The sequence below is a fragment of the Bacillus sp. FSL W7-1354 genome (genome assembly GCF_038002405.1).
Classification (GTDB): Bacteria; Bacillota; Bacilli; order Bacillales; family Bacillaceae; genus Bacillus; species Bacillus paralicheniformis.
Window position 1 is genome coordinate 1,448,508 of record NZ_JBBOCL010000001.1, and the last position, 20,971, is coordinate 1,469,478.

At 45.6% G+C, this 20,971-nt stretch carries 23 protein-coding genes; 1 reads left to right on the top strand and 22 read right to left on the bottom strand.

The window, feature by feature from the left end:
• Positions 1-391 precede the first annotated feature (391 nt).
• The 8 genes from spoIVA to MKZ04_RS07450 form a co-directional block, all read right to left on the bottom strand.
• Positions 392-1,870: a stage IV sporulation protein A gene (spoIVA, locus tag MKZ04_RS07415; RefSeq protein ID WP_020451964.1), complete on the bottom strand. Its 1,479-nt coding sequence runs from the start codon at positions 1,868-1,870 to the stop codon at positions 392-394.
• A gap of 201 nt (positions 1,871-2,071) precedes the next feature.
• Entirely contained in the window at positions 2,072-2,788 is a 717-nt protein-coding gene (locus tag MKZ04_RS07420) for a hypothetical protein (protein WP_023857456.1), read from the bottom strand.
• A 22-nt stretch (positions 2,789-2,810) separates the two neighbouring features.
• Positions 2,811-3,014 carry a DUF2768 domain-containing protein gene (locus tag MKZ04_RS07425; RefSeq protein ID WP_020451966.1) on the bottom strand — a complete coding sequence of 68 codons (204 nt, stop codon included), beginning with the start codon at positions 3,012-3,014 and terminating at the stop codon, positions 2,811-2,813.
• Positions 3,015-3,339: 325 nt separating this feature from the next.
• Positions 3,340-4,380, bottom strand: coding sequence for an NAD(P)H-dependent glycerol-3-phosphate dehydrogenase (locus tag MKZ04_RS07430; protein WP_026579376.1), 1,041 nt, complete (start codon positions 4,378-4,380; stop codon positions 3,340-3,342).
• Positions 4,381-4,395: 15 nt separating this feature from the next.
• A complete protein-coding gene (gene der / locus MKZ04_RS07435; protein WP_020451968.1) occupies positions 4,396-5,706 on the bottom strand; it encodes a ribosome biogenesis GTPase Der in 1,311 nt (436 codons plus the stop codon).
• Between the two features lie 160 nt (positions 5,707-5,866).
• Positions 5,867-6,061 (bottom strand): capping complex subunit for YIEGIA, encoded by a 195-nt coding sequence (locus MKZ04_RS07440; RefSeq protein WP_023857457.1) that lies wholly within the window; start codon positions 6,059-6,061, stop codon positions 5,867-5,869.
• Positions 6,058-6,957: a YIEGIA family protein gene (locus MKZ04_RS07445; protein ID WP_020451970.1), complete on the bottom strand. Its 900-nt coding sequence runs from the start codon at positions 6,955-6,957 to the stop codon at positions 6,058-6,060. The genes MKZ04_RS07440 and MKZ04_RS07445 overlap by 4 nt, the downstream gene beginning before the upstream one ends.
• On the bottom strand, positions 6,954-7,556 hold the full coding sequence (locus MKZ04_RS07450; RefSeq protein WP_023857458.1) for a YphA family membrane protein: 603 nt from the start codon (positions 7,554-7,556) through the stop codon (positions 6,954-6,956). The genes MKZ04_RS07445 and MKZ04_RS07450 overlap by 4 nt, the downstream gene beginning before the upstream one ends.
• Before the next feature lie 72 nt (positions 7,557-7,628).
• On the opposite strand from MKZ04_RS07450, the gene MKZ04_RS07455 reads away from it, so the two are divergent.
• Positions 7,629-7,760 (top strand): YpzI family protein, encoded by a 132-nt coding sequence (locus MKZ04_RS07455; RefSeq protein WP_003183025.1) that lies wholly within the window; start codon positions 7,629-7,631, stop codon positions 7,758-7,760.
• Positions 7,761-7,789: 29 nt separating this feature from the next.
• Here the strand turns inward: MKZ04_RS07455 and fni are convergent, their stop codons facing one another.
• From fni to MKZ04_RS07525, 14 genes are all read right to left on the bottom strand, one after another.
• On the bottom strand, positions 7,790-8,839 hold the full coding sequence (gene fni / locus MKZ04_RS07460) for a type 2 isopentenyl-diphosphate Delta-isomerase (RefSeq protein ID WP_186438620.1): 1,050 nt from the start codon (positions 8,837-8,839) through the stop codon (positions 7,790-7,792).
• Between the two features lie 15 nt (positions 8,840-8,854).
• Positions 8,855-10,003: a 30S ribosomal protein S1 gene (gene rpsA / locus MKZ04_RS07465; RefSeq protein ID WP_023857460.1), complete on the bottom strand. Its 1,149-nt coding sequence runs from the start codon at positions 10,001-10,003 to the stop codon at positions 8,855-8,857.
• Positions 10,004-10,220: 217 nt separating this feature from the next.
• Positions 10,221-10,901: a (d)CMP kinase gene (gene cmk / locus MKZ04_RS07470; protein ID WP_025811219.1), complete on the bottom strand. Its 681-nt coding sequence runs from the start codon at positions 10,899-10,901 to the stop codon at positions 10,221-10,223.
• An 80-nt stretch (positions 10,902-10,981) separates the two neighbouring features.
• Positions 10,982-11,158, bottom strand: coding sequence for a YpfB family protein (locus MKZ04_RS07475; protein ID WP_023857462.1), 177 nt, complete (start codon positions 11,156-11,158; stop codon positions 10,982-10,984).
• A gap of 162 nt (positions 11,159-11,320) precedes the next feature.
• On the bottom strand, positions 11,321-12,673 hold the full coding sequence (ypeB, locus tag MKZ04_RS07480; RefSeq protein ID WP_341045618.1) for a germination protein YpeB: 1,353 nt from the start codon (positions 12,671-12,673) through the stop codon (positions 11,321-11,323).
• A 16-nt stretch (positions 12,674-12,689) separates the two neighbouring features.
• Positions 12,690-13,592 carry a spore cortex-lytic enzyme gene (gene sleB, locus MKZ04_RS07485; protein ID WP_373926116.1) on the bottom strand — a complete coding sequence of 301 codons (903 nt, stop codon included), beginning with the start codon at positions 13,590-13,592 and terminating at the stop codon, positions 12,690-12,692.
• Between the two features lie 185 nt (positions 13,593-13,777).
• Positions 13,778-14,446, bottom strand: coding sequence for a glutamic-type intramembrane protease PrsW (prsW, locus tag MKZ04_RS07490; RefSeq protein ID WP_023857465.1), 669 nt, complete (start codon positions 14,444-14,446; stop codon positions 13,778-13,780).
• Positions 14,447-14,525: 79 nt separating this feature from the next.
• Positions 14,526-15,494, bottom strand: coding sequence for an asparaginase (locus MKZ04_RS07495; protein WP_020451978.1), 969 nt, complete (start codon positions 15,492-15,494; stop codon positions 14,526-14,528).
• Positions 15,495-15,602: 108 nt separating this feature from the next.
• On the bottom strand, positions 15,603-16,568 hold the full coding sequence (locus MKZ04_RS07500; protein ID WP_023857466.1) for a YpdA family putative bacillithiol disulfide reductase: 966 nt from the start codon (positions 16,566-16,568) through the stop codon (positions 15,603-15,605).
• A gap of 89 nt (positions 16,569-16,657) precedes the next feature.
• Positions 16,658-17,932: a Glu/Leu/Phe/Val family dehydrogenase gene (locus MKZ04_RS07505; RefSeq protein WP_020451980.1), complete on the bottom strand. Its 1,275-nt coding sequence runs from the start codon at positions 17,930-17,932 to the stop codon at positions 16,658-16,660.
• 195 nt (positions 17,933-18,127) lie between these two features.
• Positions 18,128-18,712 carry a genetic competence negative regulator gene (locus MKZ04_RS07510; RefSeq protein WP_020451981.1) on the bottom strand — a complete coding sequence of 195 codons (585 nt, stop codon included), beginning with the start codon at positions 18,710-18,712 and terminating at the stop codon, positions 18,128-18,130.
• A 153-nt stretch (positions 18,713-18,865) separates the two neighbouring features.
• Positions 18,866-19,651 (bottom strand): metallophosphoesterase, encoded by a 786-nt coding sequence (locus tag MKZ04_RS07515; RefSeq protein ID WP_020451982.1) that lies wholly within the window; start codon positions 19,649-19,651, stop codon positions 18,866-18,868.
• 80 nt (positions 19,652-19,731) lie between these two features.
• The gene (locus tag MKZ04_RS07520) at positions 19,732-20,121 is read right to left on the bottom strand and encodes a YpbF family protein (protein WP_445662247.1); all 390 of its coding nucleotides are present in this window, start codon (positions 20,119-20,121) and stop codon (positions 19,732-19,734) included.
• Positions 20,122-20,242: 121 nt separating this feature from the next.
• A complete protein-coding gene (locus tag MKZ04_RS07525) occupies positions 20,243-20,971 on the bottom strand; it encodes a LysM peptidoglycan-binding domain-containing protein (protein WP_145645752.1) in 729 nt (242 codons plus the stop codon).

Genomic DNA, 20,971 nt, shown 5'->3' on the forward strand with positions numbered 1-20,971 from the left:
CAAACAATAGATTATCATCATTTCTTCACAGTTCAACCTGTTTCTATACCTGTTTGAACAGAAATTTCAAATAAATATAGAAAAGGCATTTCACGGCTTTCAGTGAAAATTTCACTTTGAGAGGAACGTTTGTCCAGTAAAGTGAAGATTTTCTGTATGTAGATTAACACATCTGAATAACCATATCAAGCATTTTAAAGCGATGATCCCTTATTCGTCAAGGTTTAAGCAGAATGAAACGAACAAATATTCCTGTTTTTCCTTTTTTAATCATAATCTTTCCTATATTTCCAGCCGCTTGCCCCTGCCGTCTCAATCCCTTTCACGGCGCCTGTTCATCCTGTTTCAGGCATGAAAAAAAGACCTCCCGTATGATAAGAGGCCTTCCCTTTTATAAGATGATCGCAATCAAGCCGCCTGATCCTTCATTGATGATGCGCTCGAGCGTCTCCTTCAGCTTATATCTTGCATTTTCAGGCATGAGGGACAGCTTCGCCTGAATCCCTTCTCTGACGATGGAGCTCAGGCTCCTTCCGAAAATGTCGGAATTCCAGATTGACAGCGGATCATCCTCAAAGTCCTGCATTAAATAGCGGACAAGCTCTTCGCTCTGCTTCTCTGTTCCGATGATTGGCGCAAACTCGCTCTCCACATCGACTTTGATCATATGAATCGACGGCGCCACCGCTTTCAGGCGGACTCCGAATCTTGACCCCTGCCTGATGATTTCCGGTTCATCAAGGCTCATATCGGTTAATGCGGGAGCAGCGATTCCATAACCGGTTTGTTTCACCATTTTCAACGCATCTGATACTTGATCATATTCGGTCTTGGCATGGGCAAAATCCTGCATGAGCTGAAGGAGGTGATCCTTTCCTCTGATTTCAACGCCGACGACTTCCCTCAAAATTTCATCGTACAGGTAATCCGGCGCGTACAAATCGATTTCGGCGATCCCCTGGCCCATTTCTATTCCGGCGAGGCTGGCGCGCTCGATAAAATCAAATTCGCTGAAGTGTCCGACGACGCGGTCGACATCTCTCAGTCTTTTAATATCTTTGACGGTTTCTTTAACGGAATCTTGATAGTTTTCCCTGAGCCAATGATTCTCTTTTAATACCATGACCCAGCTCGGAAGATTGACGTTGACTTCGAGTACAGGGAATTCGTAAAGCGCTTCTCTGAGAACGCTCAGAACGTCCGCTTCCCTCATGCTTTCAACGCTCATCGCCAGCACCGGAATGTCGTATTTCTCCATCAGCTCTTGCCTGAGCGCTTCCGTTTCCGGATGGTACGGCCTTACGGAATTGATGACCATGATAAATGGTTTTCCAACCTCTTTTAATTCATCGATCACCCGTTCTTCAGCCTCGATATAATCCTGTCTGGCGATTTCTCCAATCGTGCCGTCAGTCGTAATCACAACACCGATGGTGGAGTGTTCCTGGATGACTTTTCTCGTGCCGATTTCGGCAGCTTCGTGAAATGGAATCGGCTCTTCATACCAAGGAGTGTTGATCATTCTCGGCCCGTTTTCATCCTCGTATCCCTTTGCTCCGGGTACAGTATAGCCGACACAGTCGACAAGCCTTATATTCACATCGAGTCCGTCACTGACATGAACTGACATTGCCTGATTCGGAACAAACTTCGGTTCAGTTGTCATAATGGTTTTGCCAGCGGCACTTTGGGGGAGCTCATCTTGTGCGCGCGCCCGGTCTGCTTCATTGTTGATATTCGGGAGCACCACTAGCTCCATAAATTTTTTGATAAACGTAGATTTTCCTGTACGTACAGCTCCTACGACACCTAAGTATATATCGCCTCCTGTTCGTTCAGCGATATCCTTGAAAATATCGACCTTTTCCAAGTGATCCCCTCCCGGACTTCCAATCCTTTTCAATTTTTTACTTCTTCATCAATCAAAAACAGGACACTATAGTGTATGACGTTGTCCTATTTCAATATGACAGCTTAGGGAAATTTTTTCGGCATGCATGAAAAAACCTTTCTCCTCATTGTATGCTGAGGAGAAAGGTTCATGACTGATACTTGCATTTTGACCGATATTCTATTCGAGAAAAACAGGTTCCTGTTTGTCATTCACTGTATACTTTACCGAAAACGCTGGAACAAAAGGCGTCTCTTTCCACATCAAATCCTGAATTTCCTCACCCGGCTTTACCGTTTTTTTCGACCGCTTTATCAGGTTGGCCAAATCCACTCGGTAATCCACTTGAATGTCGCCTTTTTCATCGACGAGAAGCGGCAGAGAGGTGCCGGAAAGCGGACTCGTGACAGAAGGCGCCTCTTTCAGTCCGAGCTTTTCATGGTCAAGCATGAATAAGTGATTGGATACGACTTTTTTATACGGTGGATACTTGTGCTGATCTTTATACATTTCGACCCGAAGCTTTAGCTCTCTGATCATTTCCGACATTTTTATATCAATGAGCTTGACCATCGGCTTTTTTTCTACATCGACAAGAACGTACAAGTACTCTCCGCCGCTTTCATAGGAAGTACCCGGCGGCTCAGCCATATACCGGGGGGACAGCCTGTTAAAATCGATAGGGTATTTTTGATAGATTGGAACGCTCATATCCCTTGTCTTAATCGGCAGAAGCCCTCCCGTCGCCTCCCTGAATTCATCAACGGCCGCCTGCACTTCTTTGAGCTGGTGCTGATACGGCACGCTGTTTTTCGCCTTTCTTTCTTCAGGGTACAAACAGCCGCTTAGCATGATTGCGGTCAATACAGTAACAAGCAGTGCGTTTACGATTTTCATATGAATCTTCCTTTTTTATGCTTTATTCGTTGACGGGACCGCTGAAGACGACAAAAAAGACGATCACGCCGGAGATGAGCATACATGTATAGGCGACGAACGACGTGAGCACTTTTAAAAAACGGTTTTTAAATTTATATCTGCTTATGTATATGGCAATCACCGCTAAGAACATCAGGCCCATTGATCCCAAGGCAAACCACATTTTTAACAGACCGACATTCACATTGAAGCCCTCCTTCTACCTTTTCTTGTGATGTAAGCGTTATATTTCATTTTATATAAGAAAAACCAGAAGTTCAACAGCTTTTCCAATATTTCGAAACGGAAAAAACCGCAAAAAAAACCTGAAGCAAAGAGGGGGGCTTTGCTTCAGGCATAACGATTGTGACTATATAACCCAATTGGTAAGATACAGCTCTTCCAGACTTCGATTCTATTTTATGCAAGTCTTCGGACAAATGTATCCTCTCTTGCCTAAGTCTCCAAAATGTTTCGGTTTTTTTAAAACGAACTTAGAGGAGAGTATAAAGCAGTTGGTGATGGAGTGGTCATTTCATTTGATTTTCAAATGTGTTCACAAGATCTTCCATCTCGTGTGTTTTGACTCTCGCCATCAATGATTCGACTGCCGTCTCAACTTTTTCGCCGTCAAACAATACTTTGTGCAATGCCTCGGTAATCGGCATTTTCACATCAAATTTCTTTGAAAGCTGATAAGCGGCTTTTGTCGTGCGGACCCCCTCAACGACCATCCCCATTTCTTCCAGAACTTCATCCAGTTTGAAGCCTTTACCCAGCATATTACCGGCTCGCCAATTTCGTGAATGAACGCTTGTGCAGGTGACGATCAAATCCCCGATTCCTGTAAGCCCCGAGAATGTCAGCGGGTTTCCGCCCATTTTCGTGCCGAGTCGGGCGATCTCTGCCAAGCCCCTTGTAATCAGCGCGGCTTTCGCATTATCTCCGTACCCCAAACCGTCTGTAATTCCCGCGGCAAGCGCAATGACGTTTTTCAGCGCGCCGCCGATCTCTACGCCGATCATATCCGGATTGGTATACACGCGGAAATTCTGATTCATAAACATATCCTGGATCGCCTGTGCCGATTCAATGCTGCTGTCGGCAGCTACGGTTACGGTCGTCGGGTGTCTTAAACCGACTTCTTCCGCATGGCTCGGTCCGGAGAGAACGACGATGTCCTCCCTTAATTCAGCCGGAATTTCCTCTTTCATCATTTCAGAAATGCGGAGCAGTGTGTCAGGCTCAATTCCTTTTGAAACATGTACAAAAATCGCCTTTTGGTCGATGAAGGAAACAGCCTGTGCGAGAACTTCGCGGATCGCTTTTGTCGGAACGGCGACGATGATCGTCTTGACATCGGCCACTGCAGCTTCGAGATCTGTTGTGGCATGCACGTTTTCAGAAAGTTTGACACCCGGCAGATAATCTTTGTTTTCATGGTGTTCATTAATTTGCTGAATCAGTTCTTCACGATGACCCCAAATGCACACATCGTACTGGTTGTCCGCCAAAACGAGCGCCAAGGCTGTTCCCCAGCTTCCGGCTCCCAAAATCGATACTTTTGTCATTTTTACTACACCTCTTTATTTTCTTGCTCTTGCGAAAATCTTGATTGGTGTTCCTTCAAATCCGAAGGCGTCGCGTATCCGGTTTTCCAAAAAGCGTTCGTAAGAAAAATGCATCAGCTCAGGATCATTGACAAATACGACAAATGTCGGCGGCTTCACAGCCACTTGTGTCGCATAATAAATTTTTAAGCGGTTGCCATTATGCGTCGGCGTCGGGTTCATAGCCACTGCATCCATAATGATATCATTAAGAATATTGGTCTGCACCCTCATCGAATGGTTTTCGCTTGCCGTCATGACTGCAGGCATCAGCGTATGGATGCGCTTTTTCGTCAAAGCGGACATAAACAAAACAGGCGCGTAGTCCAAAAATTGAAAGTGATCTCTAACCTTTTCTTCGAATTCTTTCATCGTCCGCTCGTCTTTTTCGACTGCATCCCATTTATTCACGACGATGACGACGGCTTTTCCCGCTTCATGCGCATAGCCGGCAATCCGCTTGTCCTGCTCGATGATGCCTTCTTCGCCGTCCAAGACGACGCAGACGACTTCTGAGCGGTCGATCGCCTTTAAAGCCCGGAGGACGCTGTATTTTTCAGTTGCCTCATACACTTTTCCCTTTTTTCTCATCCCGGCTGTATCAACGATGACAAAGTCTCTTTGATTGTATGTAAACCTCGTGTCAATGGCGTCGCGCGTTGTTCCCGCAATATTGCTGACGATCACGCGCTCTTCTCCAAGCATGGCGTTTACAAGAGAGGATTTTCCGACGTTCGGCCGGCCGATGAGGCAAAATTGAACGACCTCATCCTCATACTTCGTTTCGGGTATGTTTTTAAAATGTTCGCTGACCGCATCAAGCAGATCGCCGAGACCGAGGCCGTGCGTCCCTGAAATCGGGTACGGCTCGCCAAAGCCGAGGGCATAAAAATCGTAAATGTTTGCTCTCATTTCAGGATTATCCACTTTATTAACCGCCAGAACGACGGGTTTTTTTGTACGGTATAAAATTTTTGCCACTTCTTCATCAGCAGCCGTGACGCCTTCGCGGCCGTTCGTCATGAAAATAATCACATCTGCTTCTTCCATGGCGATCTCGGCCTGATGGCGAATCTGCGCCAAAAACGGCTCATCACCGACTTCGATTCCGCCTGTATCAATCAGGTTGAAGTCGTGATTCAGCCACTCGGCAGAGCTGTATATCCGATCCCGCGTCACGCCAGGTGTATCTTCCACAATCGAAATTCTTTCGCCAGCGATCCTGTTAAAGATCGTGGACTTCCCCACATTGGGCCTTCCAACTATGGCTACGACAGGTTTTCCCATAGTACCCTTCCTTTCAATTCAGTAAAGCTTTTCCATCTTTAAATGAATCATCATTTATTTTTCTTTTCAAAAATCAGTTTGAAGAAAGAAACCCTTCTTATTCCATGAGAAGGGCTTAACTCATATATTATATCAATTTCTAAAAAGATCACAACTGTAATTAAAAATGTTTCACAATCAAATAAAGGTCATCTCCTATTCCGTGGGCGATTCCGTCGAGAATGGCTTCAAGGTTTTTCGCGTACGTGTTCATTTCCTCGGGGGTGTCGCAGAAAAATGCAGCCGTCCCTCCGATCACTCGCTCTCGCCTTGTTGTGACGACGGCGAGGATGAATTTTTCGATTGATTCGCTCATTTTATCACCTTGCTGTGCTTTTCTTTAATAAATTCCATCGGTACGCGAATGGCGTTTTCCAGCGTCGGAACATCGCCGATGACCCTGATCGCCGTCTCCTTGTCCTTGATGACCGGAAGGACAAAAACCGCGACCCGCCCGTCATTCAAATCCCTTTTCGCCAGCGGCGAAAGAGAGGGTTCTCCGGAGTCTCGATACACGCCGAGCACATTGGAAACGTCGAATAAAATCGCTTGCCTTTGCCCGAGATTGGCAATGGTTACTGCGGAATTAAAATTTTTCGGTTTTAAAATAAAACCCATGCCGTGTTCCAAAATCAGCTTCTGTTTTTCAGGAAGCCCGATATTCATAATGTAAATATTGTCAACATAAAGGCCGGCTCCTTCAAAATGAGGCTTTTTATACTCTATATCGACGATGTCCTTAATAAAGCTTCCGGACATTAAGATCCTGCCCGAGATAAAACAGATGAAAGCTGCAGCAAGGCCTGCCCATACCGATGAAAACAGAATATATGCGAGGGTCGTCAGGAGCGATGTGAAAATGACAATGTAATTTCTGCTTTCAAAGGCGATCGCAATTCCTTCGATATACGTGCTGCCTCTTGAAACAAGTTCATAGCCGTCAAGCTGCGTCAATGTTTCGCGTTCCATATTCCGGACATCCCTGAATTGGGTTGCAGCCAGCGTTAAAAACGTAATCGCTGTATAATCCGATTTTAAGATCGACGGAATAATGATCGCTCCAATGCTGGCAGCGATCAAAGCCAGCGCAATATGTATCGTTTTCCCATGAAGATATGTAGGGTACTGGCGGTAGTCGGTTCGGAGCATGTACACTCTGACAACAATACCGGCGATAATTCCCAAGATGATCGGATAAGTATATTGGCTCATGACATTTTTGCTGCTCCTTTATTCAATCGCTTCCATTTGTGATAGAACTGATGCATCAGACGTTCATACTGGGAGATTCCGTAAACGAGAACGATCCCCGCAGCGCACATTGACAGCCATGAATAACCGCCGGCTGCAATGTCTCCATAAAGCTTTCTGATGACGAATGTATACAAGAGCTCCCCCTGGCACGCACCGAGCACAAACATCCCGAGACGGGCGGCGAAGCTTCTTTCAAAAGCCGTCGTCATGATGACAAACAGAATGATGGTCAGCCATTCAGGCTTTAGGATAAACCAAACAGGGTCATATAATGCAAACAGAAACAAAAAACCGTAGGCGGACACCATCGACAAATGAAGCAGGAGCCGCTTGACGCTTTTATGAAGCCTTAAATAACCGCACAGCATGAAAGCTCCTATATAAAACGACAAATAGGCGGCATTAAAATGCAGAAAGAGCTGAATCTGATACATACTTAACATGATGTTGAGCAGAATAAATGCTGACGCATAAAAGCGAAAGCTGTTTTTCTCAAGAATAAAAGTCGTTAACACCCATAAAAACCACATTGACCAATAATAATAGAATTCTTCCATATGTTTTCGTCCTCCATTTTCAGTATGGAGTGACTTGAGATTTTTTAAACGTGCAATAAGGAGGGAACAGCGTTGGGAAAAGACAGGCAGGAAAAGAAGCTGAAACAGCAGAAGCGAACCGAATCCGACCGTGACCAGTCCATCAGCTACAATGGGGCCGCCTCTCTCGAAAGTGCGGAGGACGCACGGAAGCGAAACCCGTAAAAAAACCGGCTCATGAGAAGCCGGTTTTTTTAGCGCTTGCTGTAAACAAAGGGGTCAACACCCCTCGCTTTCAGCCAATGATATGTATCGCCCTTGATGACGAGCGGTGCTTTTTTCAACTGTTCAATCGTCAGGCACCCCAAGACGGTCATGATCCTTTTTAAATCTTCGATCAGGCTCTCGATTTCGGCGGCTAACGCCTCTTCTCCCGAAGCTGTCAGCACTTGGAGAAAATAGCCCGCCATCCCCGCCGCAGACGCACCCAGCGCTATCGATTTGGCCAGATCAAGGGCATCTTGAATGCCTCCGGATGCGATAATCGGCTGATCGCCGAACAGAGAGCTGACTTCGGCCAGGCTGGCTGCTGTCGATATGCCCCATTGATCGAAAAACTGAACCGCTTTATCTCTGCGCAAATTTTCGATTTTCGAAAAATTCGTTCCTCCGAAACCGCCGACATCGACCGCCTGGACCCCGGCGTTAAAAAGCCGGGCCGCGGTGTCCCTGCTCATGCCAAAGCCCACTTCTTTTACGGCGACCGGTACGCTGACATTTCGGCAGATGTCTTCAATCCGGTGCAGGCGACCTGTAAAGCTGCGGTCGCCTTCAGGCATGACAATTTCCTGAATCACATTGAGGTGAATTTGAAGCATGTCGGCTTCAATCATGTCGACCGCCCGTTTGGCCTGATCCACCGTCGCTTCGCTCCCCAAATTGGCGAATACAAGACCCTTCTGATTTTCTTTTCTGACGATCTCGTATGAAGGACGTTCATCAGGGTCTTTCAAAGCGGACATTTGCGAGCCGACAGCGACCGGTATGCCCGTTTGTGCAGCCGCCCTCGCCAAAGCCCTGTTGATCTCAAACGTCGCCTTCCCGCCCCCGCCTGTCATCGCATTGATAAAAATAGGCGAACTTAAAAACAGTTCGCCTATTTTGGTTGAAGTATCAACTTGTGACAATTCCGTTTCCGGAAGGCTGACGTGAACAAACGTAATATCATCAAGCCCGGTCTGACGTTTCTGTCCGGTGGACAAGGCATGATCAATGTGTTCTTTTTTTCTTTTTGCTCGCGTCACCATCATCACCAAATTTTACTTTAATTTATTCAGTTTGTCTCCGATCATTTCACCAAGCTGGAATCCTGAAGACTCTTCCTTCGCCTGGTATTGACGGTAATCTTCCTGCTCTGCTTTATCGGTGTTTTCTTCAAGCTCTTTCATGCTTAAAGAAATGCGCTCTTCCTCTTCGTTGACGTCAAGAACTTTCACTTTAACGTCCTGGCCTTCCTCAAGGACTTCATGAGGTGTTCCGATGTGTTTGTTCGAGATTTGCGAAATGTGGACGAGGCCTTCAACTCCAGGCAGCACTTCGACAAACGCACCGAAGCTCACCAAGCGCTGGACTTTTCCGTCCAATACGTCTCCAGGCTTCACTTTTTCGCCGATGTTGGACCAAGGCCCAGGAAGCGTTTCTTTGATTGATAGCGAAATTCGCTCATTGTCGCGGTCGACGGACAGCACTTTGACTTTGACATCCTGGCCTTCTTCGACTACGTCTGACGGTTTTTCAACGTGTGAATGCGACAGCTGGGAGATGTGAACAAGACCGTCAATGCCGCCGATGTCAACGAAAGCACCGAAATCTGTCAGGCGCTGCACTTTTCCTTCAAGTACCTGTCCCGCTTCCAGCGTTTGAAGAAAATCCTGTTTTCTTTCCGACTGCTCTTTTTCAACAACCGCACGGTGTGATAAAATCACGCGGTTTTTATCTCTGTCAAGCTCAACGACGATTAAAGTAAGCGTCTTTCCTTTATAATCTGTAAAATCTTCAACAAAATGCGCCTCTACAAGCGATGCGGGAATGAATCCGCGCACGCCGATATCGACGACCAGACCGCCTTTGACGACGTCTTTTACTTCGGCTTCAAACACTTCTTTTGACTCAAACTTTTTCTCTAGGTCTTCCCAAGCGCGGTCTGCATCAACAGCACGTTTTGATAAAATCAATGCATCGTCTTCCACTTTTGTCACTTTTAATTCAAGCTCATCGTCTACATTGACGACATCTGATGCTTTTTCAACATGAAGACTTGATAATTCACTGATTGGGATAATTCCGGTTTGCTTGCAGTTGGGGATGTCAACATCGACATGCTTGTCCTCAACTTTCGTTACAATACCTTTCACCACATCTCCAACCTCTGGTACTTGAACATCAATTTGATTCATTTCCTCTGTCATTTCAATAACCTCCTTGGTCCAAACCTACACAGCTTTTGTAAAAACGGTTATTCCGGATGAATTGATATCCGATCCGGACAGCCGATATGTATTAAAGAACCATTCAAAAATGGATATTTGAATGTTCTAAAACATGATTTATTATTACTAACTTCTAATAAAAGCCTGTGTTTGTCAAGTCAAAACATGCAGACAATAAGTAATTTGCCCGGATTTTTTATTTTTGAGCCTTTTTGTCTACAACCTGCAGGATTTTTTCGGCCACCTCATCGATCGTCAGTGAAGTCGTATCGATTTCAAGCGCATCGTCCGCTTTTTTCAACGGCGAAATCTCGCGCTCTGAATCGAGTTTGTCACGGCGCCTGATTTCTTCTGCAAGCGTTTCATAGTTTACATTGTACCCTTTTTTGACGTTTTCTTCAAAGCGGCGTTTTGCCCGCTCTTCAACGGACGCCAAAAGAAATATTTTCACTTCCGCATTCGGGAGAACGTGGGTACCGATGTCGCGGCCGTCCATGACGACGCCGCCTTTTTCAGCCAGCTGCTGCTGCCTTTTCGTCATTTCTTCGCGGATCCCGGCGTATTTGGCGACGATTGAAACCTGGTTGCTCACGTCATCCGTGCGGATCGCCTCTGTTACATCTTCGCCTGCGATATAAACCTTCTGCTCCCCTTCAGGCGAAACCGTGAGATCGATGGCAGATTCTTTTAACAAGGCCGTCAATGCCGCTTCGTCGTTTAAATCGACGCCCTTTTTCAGCGCTAAATACGTAATCGCCCTGTACATGGCACCCGTATCGATATAAATATACGACTTTTTTCCGGCCACGATTTTAGCCACGGTGCTTTTTCCGGCTGCCGCAGGGCCGTCTATTGCAATGCATAATTTCTTTTCCATAATTCCTCTCCTTGCTATCTGGTACTCCTTATAGGATTGTATCATGTATCAGGCGAAAAAGGGGAGATTTTAGCGTGAATTTACGGCTTAAATGTCTCGATCCATTCGCCGATTTTCATGTTGTTCACGCCTTCATACTGCACAACTTTTGACAGATAAGGCTCAGCCTTGGAGAAATGAAAAAGAAGCTGCACGCTGATTAATATGACCGCCTGTACGACAAGAATCTTAAATAATAACCGTTCAATTGTTTTCATAACATTCCTCCGCTGCCCGGAAAGTTTATGGCACCGGGCATGTTCAATTTTCACCGGCGGACGTTCCGCCCATACGTTCAGTATGGAAATGTTTAGGACGAATTATTCCGAATGCTAAAAAGGAAAAGGCATGTATCCGCCTTTTCCCTCTGATCTATCGTTTTACAAATCGTTATATATCGGTTCTGCACTTTTCATTTTTTGGACCTTCTCTTCCGTGCCGTCTTCGGTATTGATAAACATGCGGAATGTATCGTTTTCAATCGTGCCGAGAATTTCGTAGCAGAGCACTTCTTGTGAAAGCTCGTTTGTGACTAAAGCAAGGCGCGTCTCCTGAACCTTTACGTTGGGATTCAGGCTTGCTTTCGCTTTTTCAAGCGTTAATTTCGGCTTCGGCAAGTCTCTTTTTTTATGGGAGATTAAGAAATCCTTTGCATTAAATCCGGTAATTTCGCCGTCGTCAAGCGCGACCTTGATGCGGATGCTGTCCGGATAGAGCCAGACGCCGTCCTGGACCGGAACAAACGAAAATACGCCGACGCCGTCGTATTGCGAGCTTTCATCCATCTTCAGGTCTTCGGTTTTATAGCCGTTTTTTTTCAAAAATTGAAGGGCTTTGTTCGACGCGTCGTTCAGGCTGATTTTTTCATCTTTAATTTTTTTGTTTTGGATCAGATAAACCGGATATCCGCCTTTTTCGGTAATGTCCATATAAATATCCGCTTTTTGATCAGGGTCCTGCATGCTGATGCTGTATACATCCCTGTTCGTTTTCTTGCCGCTTTTCGACACTTTGATATTGTAATTTTTGTCCTGAGCGAATTTTTGGGCAATCTTGCGCGCTTCTTTTTCGGTTATTCTCTTGCCTTTTAAATGGTCGTACCCTTGCTGCTCTTTTTTCGTGTTCGTCATCTCTGTCGCGCTTAAATCCGTATCAGAAAACGCACTTGCGCTTTTTTCAACGGTTTTAAATCCATTAATGATCGTATTGTCGCTTTGTTTTTGGCCGGACGCGAGCGCAAGCTCCACATCCATCCATCTCAGATTTTTGTCTATAATCAAATGCTGGACATTACGCAATTCATTTTGTATATCCTTTGAATTTTCATATAGCTGATTTAAAGAAGCGTACTCTTTTTTATTAAGCGGCTCTTTGTCAAGGTCGCGCACGGCAGCTTTGTAGCTGAAATCTCCGACCTTTGCCAAAAATTCTTCTGTCTTGTTAAACGGCATTAAGGTCAGCGGCAGCTGGCTGACATTGTTATGCGCTTCAGAAGTCGTCTTCCATACTTCCACCAAGGCGGGAGACAGGGTTTTTTTGCTGTTCATCGCAAGTGTGCTCCCGATTTTGTCATGCAGCTGATCCACCTGATAAGTTAAATCGTGAAATGCCCTTTGATAGTTGTTTTCGGCATGAAGCAAAACGGCGTCTTTCTCCTGATGTTCCTTATAGCCCCAATAGCTTGTTCCGACGATGGCGACACCTAAAAGGGCGATTAAAATTCCTCTGATCATTTATAGCACCTCGCTTTTATTCACAGAAAATGTGTTTACCGATCCTTTTAATTTGTGGTCTGCCCCAAATCCATGAGCTAGTGGCCGTGTCAGGGTTAAAGTAGTAAGTCGCATTTTCTGACGGATCCCAGCCATTGATGGCGTCAAGAACGGCTTTTTTCGCCGTTTCATCCGGGGTCATGTAAATCTGTCCATCCGCGACAGCTGTAAATGCAAGCGGTTCAAAGATAACACCAGCCACCGTGTTCGGGAAGGTAGGGCTGTCGAGCCTGTTTAAAATAACGGCTGCAACAGCAACCTGGCCGTCATACGGTTCTCCGCGCGCTTCACCGTAAACCGCTTGGGCCAACAGATTGATGTCGTTGTTCGAGAAACCGCCCGGCATGTTGGCTGCAACGGCATCCTGTTTTTTAGGCGCCTGCTGTTTAGGTGCAGCCTTTGGCTGCGCTTGTTTTTTCGGCTGTGCAGGAGCGGCCTGCTGCTTTTGCTGCGGCTGCTTTTGGGCAGTGCCCTGCTGCTGTCTTGCTTCCGCCTTTTTTCTCGCCTGCTGCTGCACTTCTTTTGAAGGCTTCGTCTGATACTTCAGCGGCAGTCCGCCGTAATGTGTAAATTGGTTTCCTTTTCGAAGTTGTCTGTGCACGTAGTCGCTGTAATATTTAGTATGATTGATTAAAAATCGTTTTGTTTTCGGCCCGACCAGGCCGTCTGTATCCTTTAAGCCGAACTGATTTTGGAAATTGCGGACGGCCCAGTATGTCGCCCATCCGTATACTCCGTCAATTCTGCCATTGTAATAGCCGTTGTATTGAAGCCTTGCCTGCAGTTCAATCACATCATCCCCTGTCGCCCCCCGCTGTATCACCTGTTCAGAAAAGGCAGCGCTTTTTTGACTGAATGGAAGTGAAAGACTGGTTGCCATAATGGTACATAAAATGACATTCAAACAAAAAGAACCTTTCGACTTCATGTTTTAAGCCTCCTCCAGCATTTTTGTACCCATATCTTTTGTAGAGAGGCAGATTTTATACACGCTTTCCTTTCTGTTTCAACTTTAGGTAAATATGCCGGACAGAAAATGAAAAAAACCGCCTATGCTCGAGGCGGCTATTGCTGAAGAGACTGCCCACCGGCTTTGACGGAACGGGCTTTTTTTGCTTTGCGCAAGCCGAACCACCAAAGAAACGCCATAAAGGGCAGCATAAAATAAATCCAGTTTTTTAAGGCGAGCAGAATATAATCGTAGAGACCGTGAAGCAAAGCCGGAATAAAAAGCGAGCAGAACAGCCATTTCATCTTTGTTTTACTTGAGGAAAAACGGGCTTTGCCGATGTAAAAGCCCATGATCACTCCGAATAAGGCATGGCTGGAAACCGGAAGCAAAGCGCGCATAAAAGCGTACTCCACCCCGTTCCCGATGAGATACAATATATTTTCAAGCGTCGCAAACCCCAATGAAAGGCTTGTCCCGTATACGATCCCGTCATAGTGTTCATCAAAATCGATATGCTGAAAAGCGCTGACCATCAGCAAAAACCATTTTAAAAATTCTTCCAAAAAGCCGGAAGTTAAAAATGAAACGACAAAACTGCCCTCAGAAATGTGTTCTTTTTCCAATACATACTGGATAAACATCGTCGGAAAAACGAGCAAGACCCCCAGTATAAAAAGGCGGATGACCATATGAATGGGCTCGGATTCATATTTTTCCTTTAAGTAAAAATACATTAACAGTGCGATTCCGGGAGCTAAGCCTGCTGAGATAATTCCGAACATGAGGAAACCTCTTTCCTTTTCATCTCATTCTATCCTACCATGATTCTGATTGTTTTGAAATTGAAAAAGAACGGGCCGCCTAGTAGCAGAATTTGTCTTTTATGCCTTCTTCATAGCTTGCAAGAAGGACGGCCAGTTTCATTCTCGCTTTTTTGCTGTCATAATCCTTGCCTAAGATGACACCTTTTTTCGCGAGGTCATAGCTGCTGCCCGCATAGTCATAGGTCGTATACACTTCGCCTTCCTCTGCACTCGTCGTGATGACGATATAAACGCCCTGATGTAAAGCTTGCTCAATATCGCCCACCATATTCGGCGGTACCTGTCCCCTTCCGACTCCTTCAAGGACGATCCCTGCTGCACCCTCGCGGACAGCGGCTCTGATAAACTTGCCGTCTCCATCCAGATAGCATTTGACGATATCCACTTCAGGAAGCGGTCTTTGCAGCTGATGAACATCCCGCTTTAAGGGCTTTTGATAAACGTATACTTTATCATTGTCAATAATCCCTAAGTAACCGAAGCCGAATACGTCAAAACCCTGCAGATTCGAAGCGTGCACTTTTTTAACGTAGCGCGCGTTAAAGATCCTCTCGTTAAAAACAACGACCGTGCCGGCTCCTTTTATATCTGGGCTGCACGCTGTATAAACGGCGTGTCTGATATTTGTATATGCATCTGTTCCTTGCTGCTCGGGGGCTCGTTGTGAGCCTGTGACAACGACCGGCCTCTCATCCTGCAAGGTTAAATCTAAAAAATAAGCGGTTTCTTCAAGCGTGTCCGTACCATGCGTCACAACCACGCCGTCATAGCTGCCGTCCTGAAAAACGCGTTCGACGGTTTGTTTGAGTTCTAGTAAATGCTGAAATGTAATATGCATACTCGGAAGCTGAAACGCCGGATAGACATCGATCTGGACATCTTCCGGCAGGCTGCACATTTCGGCTAATTCAGGACCGCTGATCGCCCCTGCCGCAAGCCTGCCGCTTTCGGTTTTCCGGCTGGCGATCGTTCCTCCTGTTGTAATAAGAGCTACTTTCTTTTTCATGTCAGGCTGCCCCTTTTCATGTTGATCTGTGTGCCGATAAAAAAAGAGAGCACATCTATATATAGAATATGCTCTCTTTTGCCTGATACAAATCATAAAATATTGGTTTTATATTCGTTTAGCAATTTCAGCTGCAATTAAGCCGCCGTGAAAACGTCCGTTTTCAATGAAGATTTCATTTGCGTTGTTCCCGGCCGCAATAACGCCGGCGATGAAGATGCCTTCTTCGTTCGTCTCCATCGTTTCTTCATTAAAGGAAGGACGGCCCGACTCCGCGTCAATTTCGACTCCCATTTTTTGAAGGAAGCCGTGATCAGGGTGATAGCCTGTCATCGCGAATACAAAATCATTTTTGATCTTGGTCTCTTTTCCGTCGACAGAAAAAATCAGCTCTTCTTCCGTAATTTCTTTGACGACCGCCCGGAATTCCATTCTGATTTTTCCGTGCTTGACAAGCGAAAGGAATTCGGGAAGGATCCATGGTTTGATGCTGGAGGAATATTCGTTCCCTCTGTACAGAACGGTCACTCTTGCGCCCGCTTTAACGAGCTCCATCGCCGCGTCGACGCTTGAGTTTTTCCCGCCGATAACCGCAACATCTTTATCAAAATACGGATGAGCCTCTTTAAAATAATGGAATACTTTCGGAAGGTCTTCTCCCGGGACGTTCATATAGTTCGGGTTGTCATAATATCCCGTTGCGATCACGCAAAATGACGACAAATACGTATCCTTTGATGTTTCCACGACAAATTGGTTATTTTCTGTTTTTGTGACGGATTGAACTTTCTCAAACGCGTTGATCCGCAAATTTTTCCGCTTGGCGACTTCCCTGTAATAAGAAAGCGCCTGATTTCTGACCGGCTTGTGATTTTCAGTAATAAAAGCGACATCGCCAATTTCAAGTTTTTCGCTTGAGCTGAAAAAGGTTTGGTGTGTAGGATATTGATAAATGCTGTTGACGATGTTTCCTTTTTCAATGACGAGTGCATCTATTCCGATCTCTTGCATGTGAATAGCTGCTGAAAGCCCGCAGGGGCCGCCGCCGATAATGATCACTTTTTCTTCTTTCATGTTCCGTTCATCTCCTGTCATATCGGGCAAATCAAAAAATCTCCTATTTTATGATAGGAGATTTTTTGGGTTGTTGCAAATGTTTGAACCTATATCCAGCCTCTGAAGCGGGATGCTTCCGCCATCTTGCGGACGCCCACCATATAGGCTGCAAGCCGCATGTCGATTCTGCGGTTGTGCGCCATTTCGTAAATATTGTTGAACGACTTGACCATCATTTTTTCCAAACGTTCTTCAACTTCTTCTTCAGTCCAGTAGAATCCCTGGTTGTTTTGCACCCACTCAAAATACGATACGGTTACACCGCCGGCGCTTGCCAGCACGTCCGGTACAAGAAGAATGCCGCGGTCGGAAAGAATTTTCGTCGCTTCGAGCGTCGTCGGGCCGTTGGCTGCTTCGACAACGATTTTCGCCTTGATGTTATGGGCGTTTTCCGCGGTAATTTGATTTTCTATTGCAGCCGGCACCAGAATGTCGCATTCCAGTTCCAGCAGTTCTTTGTTTGTAATGGTGTCATTAAACAGCTTTGTGACCGTCCCAAAGCTGTCCCGGCGGTCAAGCAGGTAATCGATGTCAAGCCCTTCAGGATCATACAGGCCGCCGTATGCATCAGAAATGCCGACAACTTTTGCACCCGCGTCATACATGAATTTCGCAAGGTAGCTTCCCGCATTTCCGAACCCCTGCACGACGACAGAAGCTCCCTCAATGTCGATGTCTTTCTTTTTCGCCGCCTCTTTAATGCAGATTGTAACCCCTTTTGCTGTCGCAGATTCTCTGCCGTGAGAACCACCTAAAACGAGCGGTTTGCCGGTAATGAAGCCCGGCGAGTTGAATTCGTCGATTCTTGAATATTCGTCCATCATCCATGCCATGATTTGAGAATTGGTAAATACATCGGGAGCCGGCACGTCTTTTGTCGGTCCGACAATTTGGCTGATCGCCCGGACGTACCCTCTGCTTAAACGTTCCAGTTCAGGAAAGGACATATCCCGCGGATCACAGATGATCCCGCCCTTTCCGCCTCCATATGGAAGGTCGATGATGCCACATTTCAGACTCATCCAAATAGAAAGCGCTTTAACTTCTTTTTCTGTAACTCCCGGATGAAAACGGATGCCGCCTTTTGTCGGCCCTACTGCATCATTGTGCTGGGCTCGGTAGCCCGTGAAAATCTTAACAGATCCATCATCCATGCGAACCGGAATTTTCACCGTTAAAAAACGGATCGGTTCTTTTAGTAATTCATACACCTCTTCAGGATACCCCAATTTTTCAAGCGCCTTATGTATCACCGTTTGCGTTGATTTCAAAACGTCATGTGTGTTTTCTTCAGTATGACCGGTGTTTTGATCGGCTACCATTATAAGTTAACCTCCTAAAGTCTTTCTGGCATGTTGTCCTTTCAGAGAATAGTATACACCCTTGCACTAATCATGCAAAGAACAATCAACCATTTTTCGTGAAAATATTCGAGAAAAATCTTTTTTGTTATATTCTTATTTTCGGCAGAAAAAAACTGCTGTTTAACACAGCAGAATATCTTTTTTGAATGCGGGCTATTTGAAATATGTCTGAATGGTCTGAACGGCATTGTTTTCCATGATTTTCTTTCCGTATTCCTGAAGCCTGTAAATCGTTAAAGTCGTCGGATTCCCATATTCGGCTAAAATCGAAATCACGCCGTCAGCCTCATGGGAGTCAAAATCGTCGAGACTTAAGAAATACCTGTCTTCATAGTGGTAGACTGTCCCGCCTTGAATACCGATGCGGTCCAGGTTTTTGGAAAGTTCAATCAGATGCTCAAACGTTTGAAATTCATATATAATGTCAACACTTTCGCCAAGTTTGACTTGCATTTCAATATAGTCCTCATCATACTCATTATCGTCTTCATCTGTTTCTTGATTTTTTGTGACAATGATGACCATTCCTTGTGCTTGAAGAGAATACACTTCAACAGCGATTGGGCCATTCGCTTCGAACCCGAGCTCTGTATTCGCTTCGTTCATCATGTCTTTAAACAGCTGCTGAACTTTAAATGAGTCTTTCCAAAGGTCTTCTTTCGTCAGCCCCCGGTCTGTCAGATCGTCAAGTGTCAGAAAGATTTTGATCTTATTATAATTTAGACGCTCAAGCCGCATAACGTTCCCTCCTGCCTCTTCTTGCACACATCATATATCTTATTATATGGAGATGATGAGTCATAGGTTCTTAATTTTGATACCAGTTTACACTGTGTTTGGGCGGAAGACAAGCACAATGCCGCCTTTTCGTTCCTTTTCAGTGAAAAAGCATCAGTTTCCTTCCATGCAGGGTCCCGGGACCAGCTTAATCAGATGGGTTTCCGGCCTCGCTCCCAGCCGCAGCGGAAGCTTCGATGTGCCATAGCCGTTGCTGATCAAGTACGGCGCCTGATGAACGGTTCCGGTTCCTCCGATTTCACAGAGCCCGAATCTGCCGAGGCGAATCTGTCCTCCGTGGGTATGACCGCTCAATATGAGATCAATACCGTCCGTCTCCTGTATTTGATGATGAATCTCCGGATTATGTGACACAAGGATGGTCGGAAAATCCTGCTGCACGCCTCTGAGCGCTGCCGGGTAATCATCCAATTCGAGCCTGATGTCATCCACTCCGCAAATATTGACGGCTTGTCCTTGATGGTCATGCAAAACCGAAGCATTGCGCAAAGGCGTTACGCCGTGTGCCCTGAATATTTCCTGCAGCCTTTCCTGATCAACTTCATAATCGTTATTTCCCCATACAAAATACGTTTTTCCCAAACTTGAAAGCCTTTTGATATTTTCTTCAATTCTCGAATAAGGAACGCCGCCCTCCGCTAAGTCGCCGCCGATCAAGACGAGCTGAACCCCGTGTTCTTTCACTTCACGAATAATGTCTTCACTGACTGTCCGCCTATGAATATCCGAAATAAAAAAGACGGTCAATTCGTTATTTAGGCGCCTGAGCGAAAACTCGGCTTTCAATACCCGGTTTTCTCGCGCGATACCTGACATTTTCCACACTAAAGCAGCAAAACCGATGAAAACGGCCGAAGCCAGACTGAGCCAATAGATCATGTGCATTCTCCAATCTGTTTTGTTTATCATAAGACGGCTTTATGCAAAAAGACGTTTCTTTTAATAAGAAAACGTCTTTTTTATTTGCTTTCGAAATAAAGATTAATATCATACTGCTGTTTCATGATCTTAAAAACCGTTTCCCTTGATTTCCACTCTTCAGGCTGGGGCCATAAATCCGTGCTTTTCTGAATAATCTCGCATCTCAGCTTATGAAATTCCCCTTCTGCTTTTTCTTCCTTCTTTTTAAAATAGTAAGCGGTGCTGTATGCAAAAGCGGCCGACAAAATCCAAAGCAGGTAGACGGAGTCATTCAGCAAGCCGGAAAGGAAGCCGTTTTGCCCGAGCCCTTTTGACGCTGCAAACAAACAAAACGAAACCACGCATATCGCCGCCAGCGCCTGCCACCTGAATGTCTGTCTGGCATAGTTTTCGTACTTTTTCTTCCTTTTAATTAAGGCGCGGAGCATTTGTTTCGTCGGTTCGTCCGTAAAACGGTTCAGCTCTTCAAGCTCGCTTCCCACAGTCCTCACACCTTGTCCTATTTGATAGTACAATGTATATGTATTCGCGGGCAAAATGATGCCATTGTTAATAAATCGGGATATTCAGAATCTGGCCGGTGTAGACATTGTTGCCTGATAATTGATTATAATTGCGGATTTTTTCCTCTCCTGACCGGTTCTTATAATATTTCATCGAAATCCGATAAAGCGTCTCTTTTTCGCCAACCGTGTGCTTCAGCACCTTTTTGGGCTGCGGCGCTTGCTGAACGGGCGGCGTTCGAGCTGCGCTTGCCGTTTTCTTCTCTTGTTCCGCAGGCTGCTTCGGTGCGGTAGGCTTCTTTGCAGCGACAGGCTTCTCCTCAGCTTTTTTTGCCTCTTTAGGCTGCTCTTTTTCCTTTTGCTCGTCTTTTTTTGACGGTTCATCCTCTTTATTTTCCGATTGTTTGTTCTCTTTCAGCTTTTCTTCTTGAAGGGCGGCGGCTGTATGCTGCGAAGCCGCCTTTTGATCCGCTTCTTGTTCACCGTTTTGATTTTCATTCGTCATTCCCGTCTCACCGGATTTGTTTTCATAAAACACATTATCATACTGATCAGAGTTGGAATCGCCGCCTTTGTCTTGGTTCAGCATGTACATAAACACCACGAAGACGATGATCGGAATGAAAACAAACATGACTGCAAGTGACGTGAATAGCGGATTTCTGTCTTTATTCTTTTTTTTGCTGTGCTTCTTTTTTTTGTGATACGTCTGCCTGGAAGGAATGTCATCATCAGGTGTCTTCAGTTCAACAGCCGCGGCCGCCTCCCGGCTCAT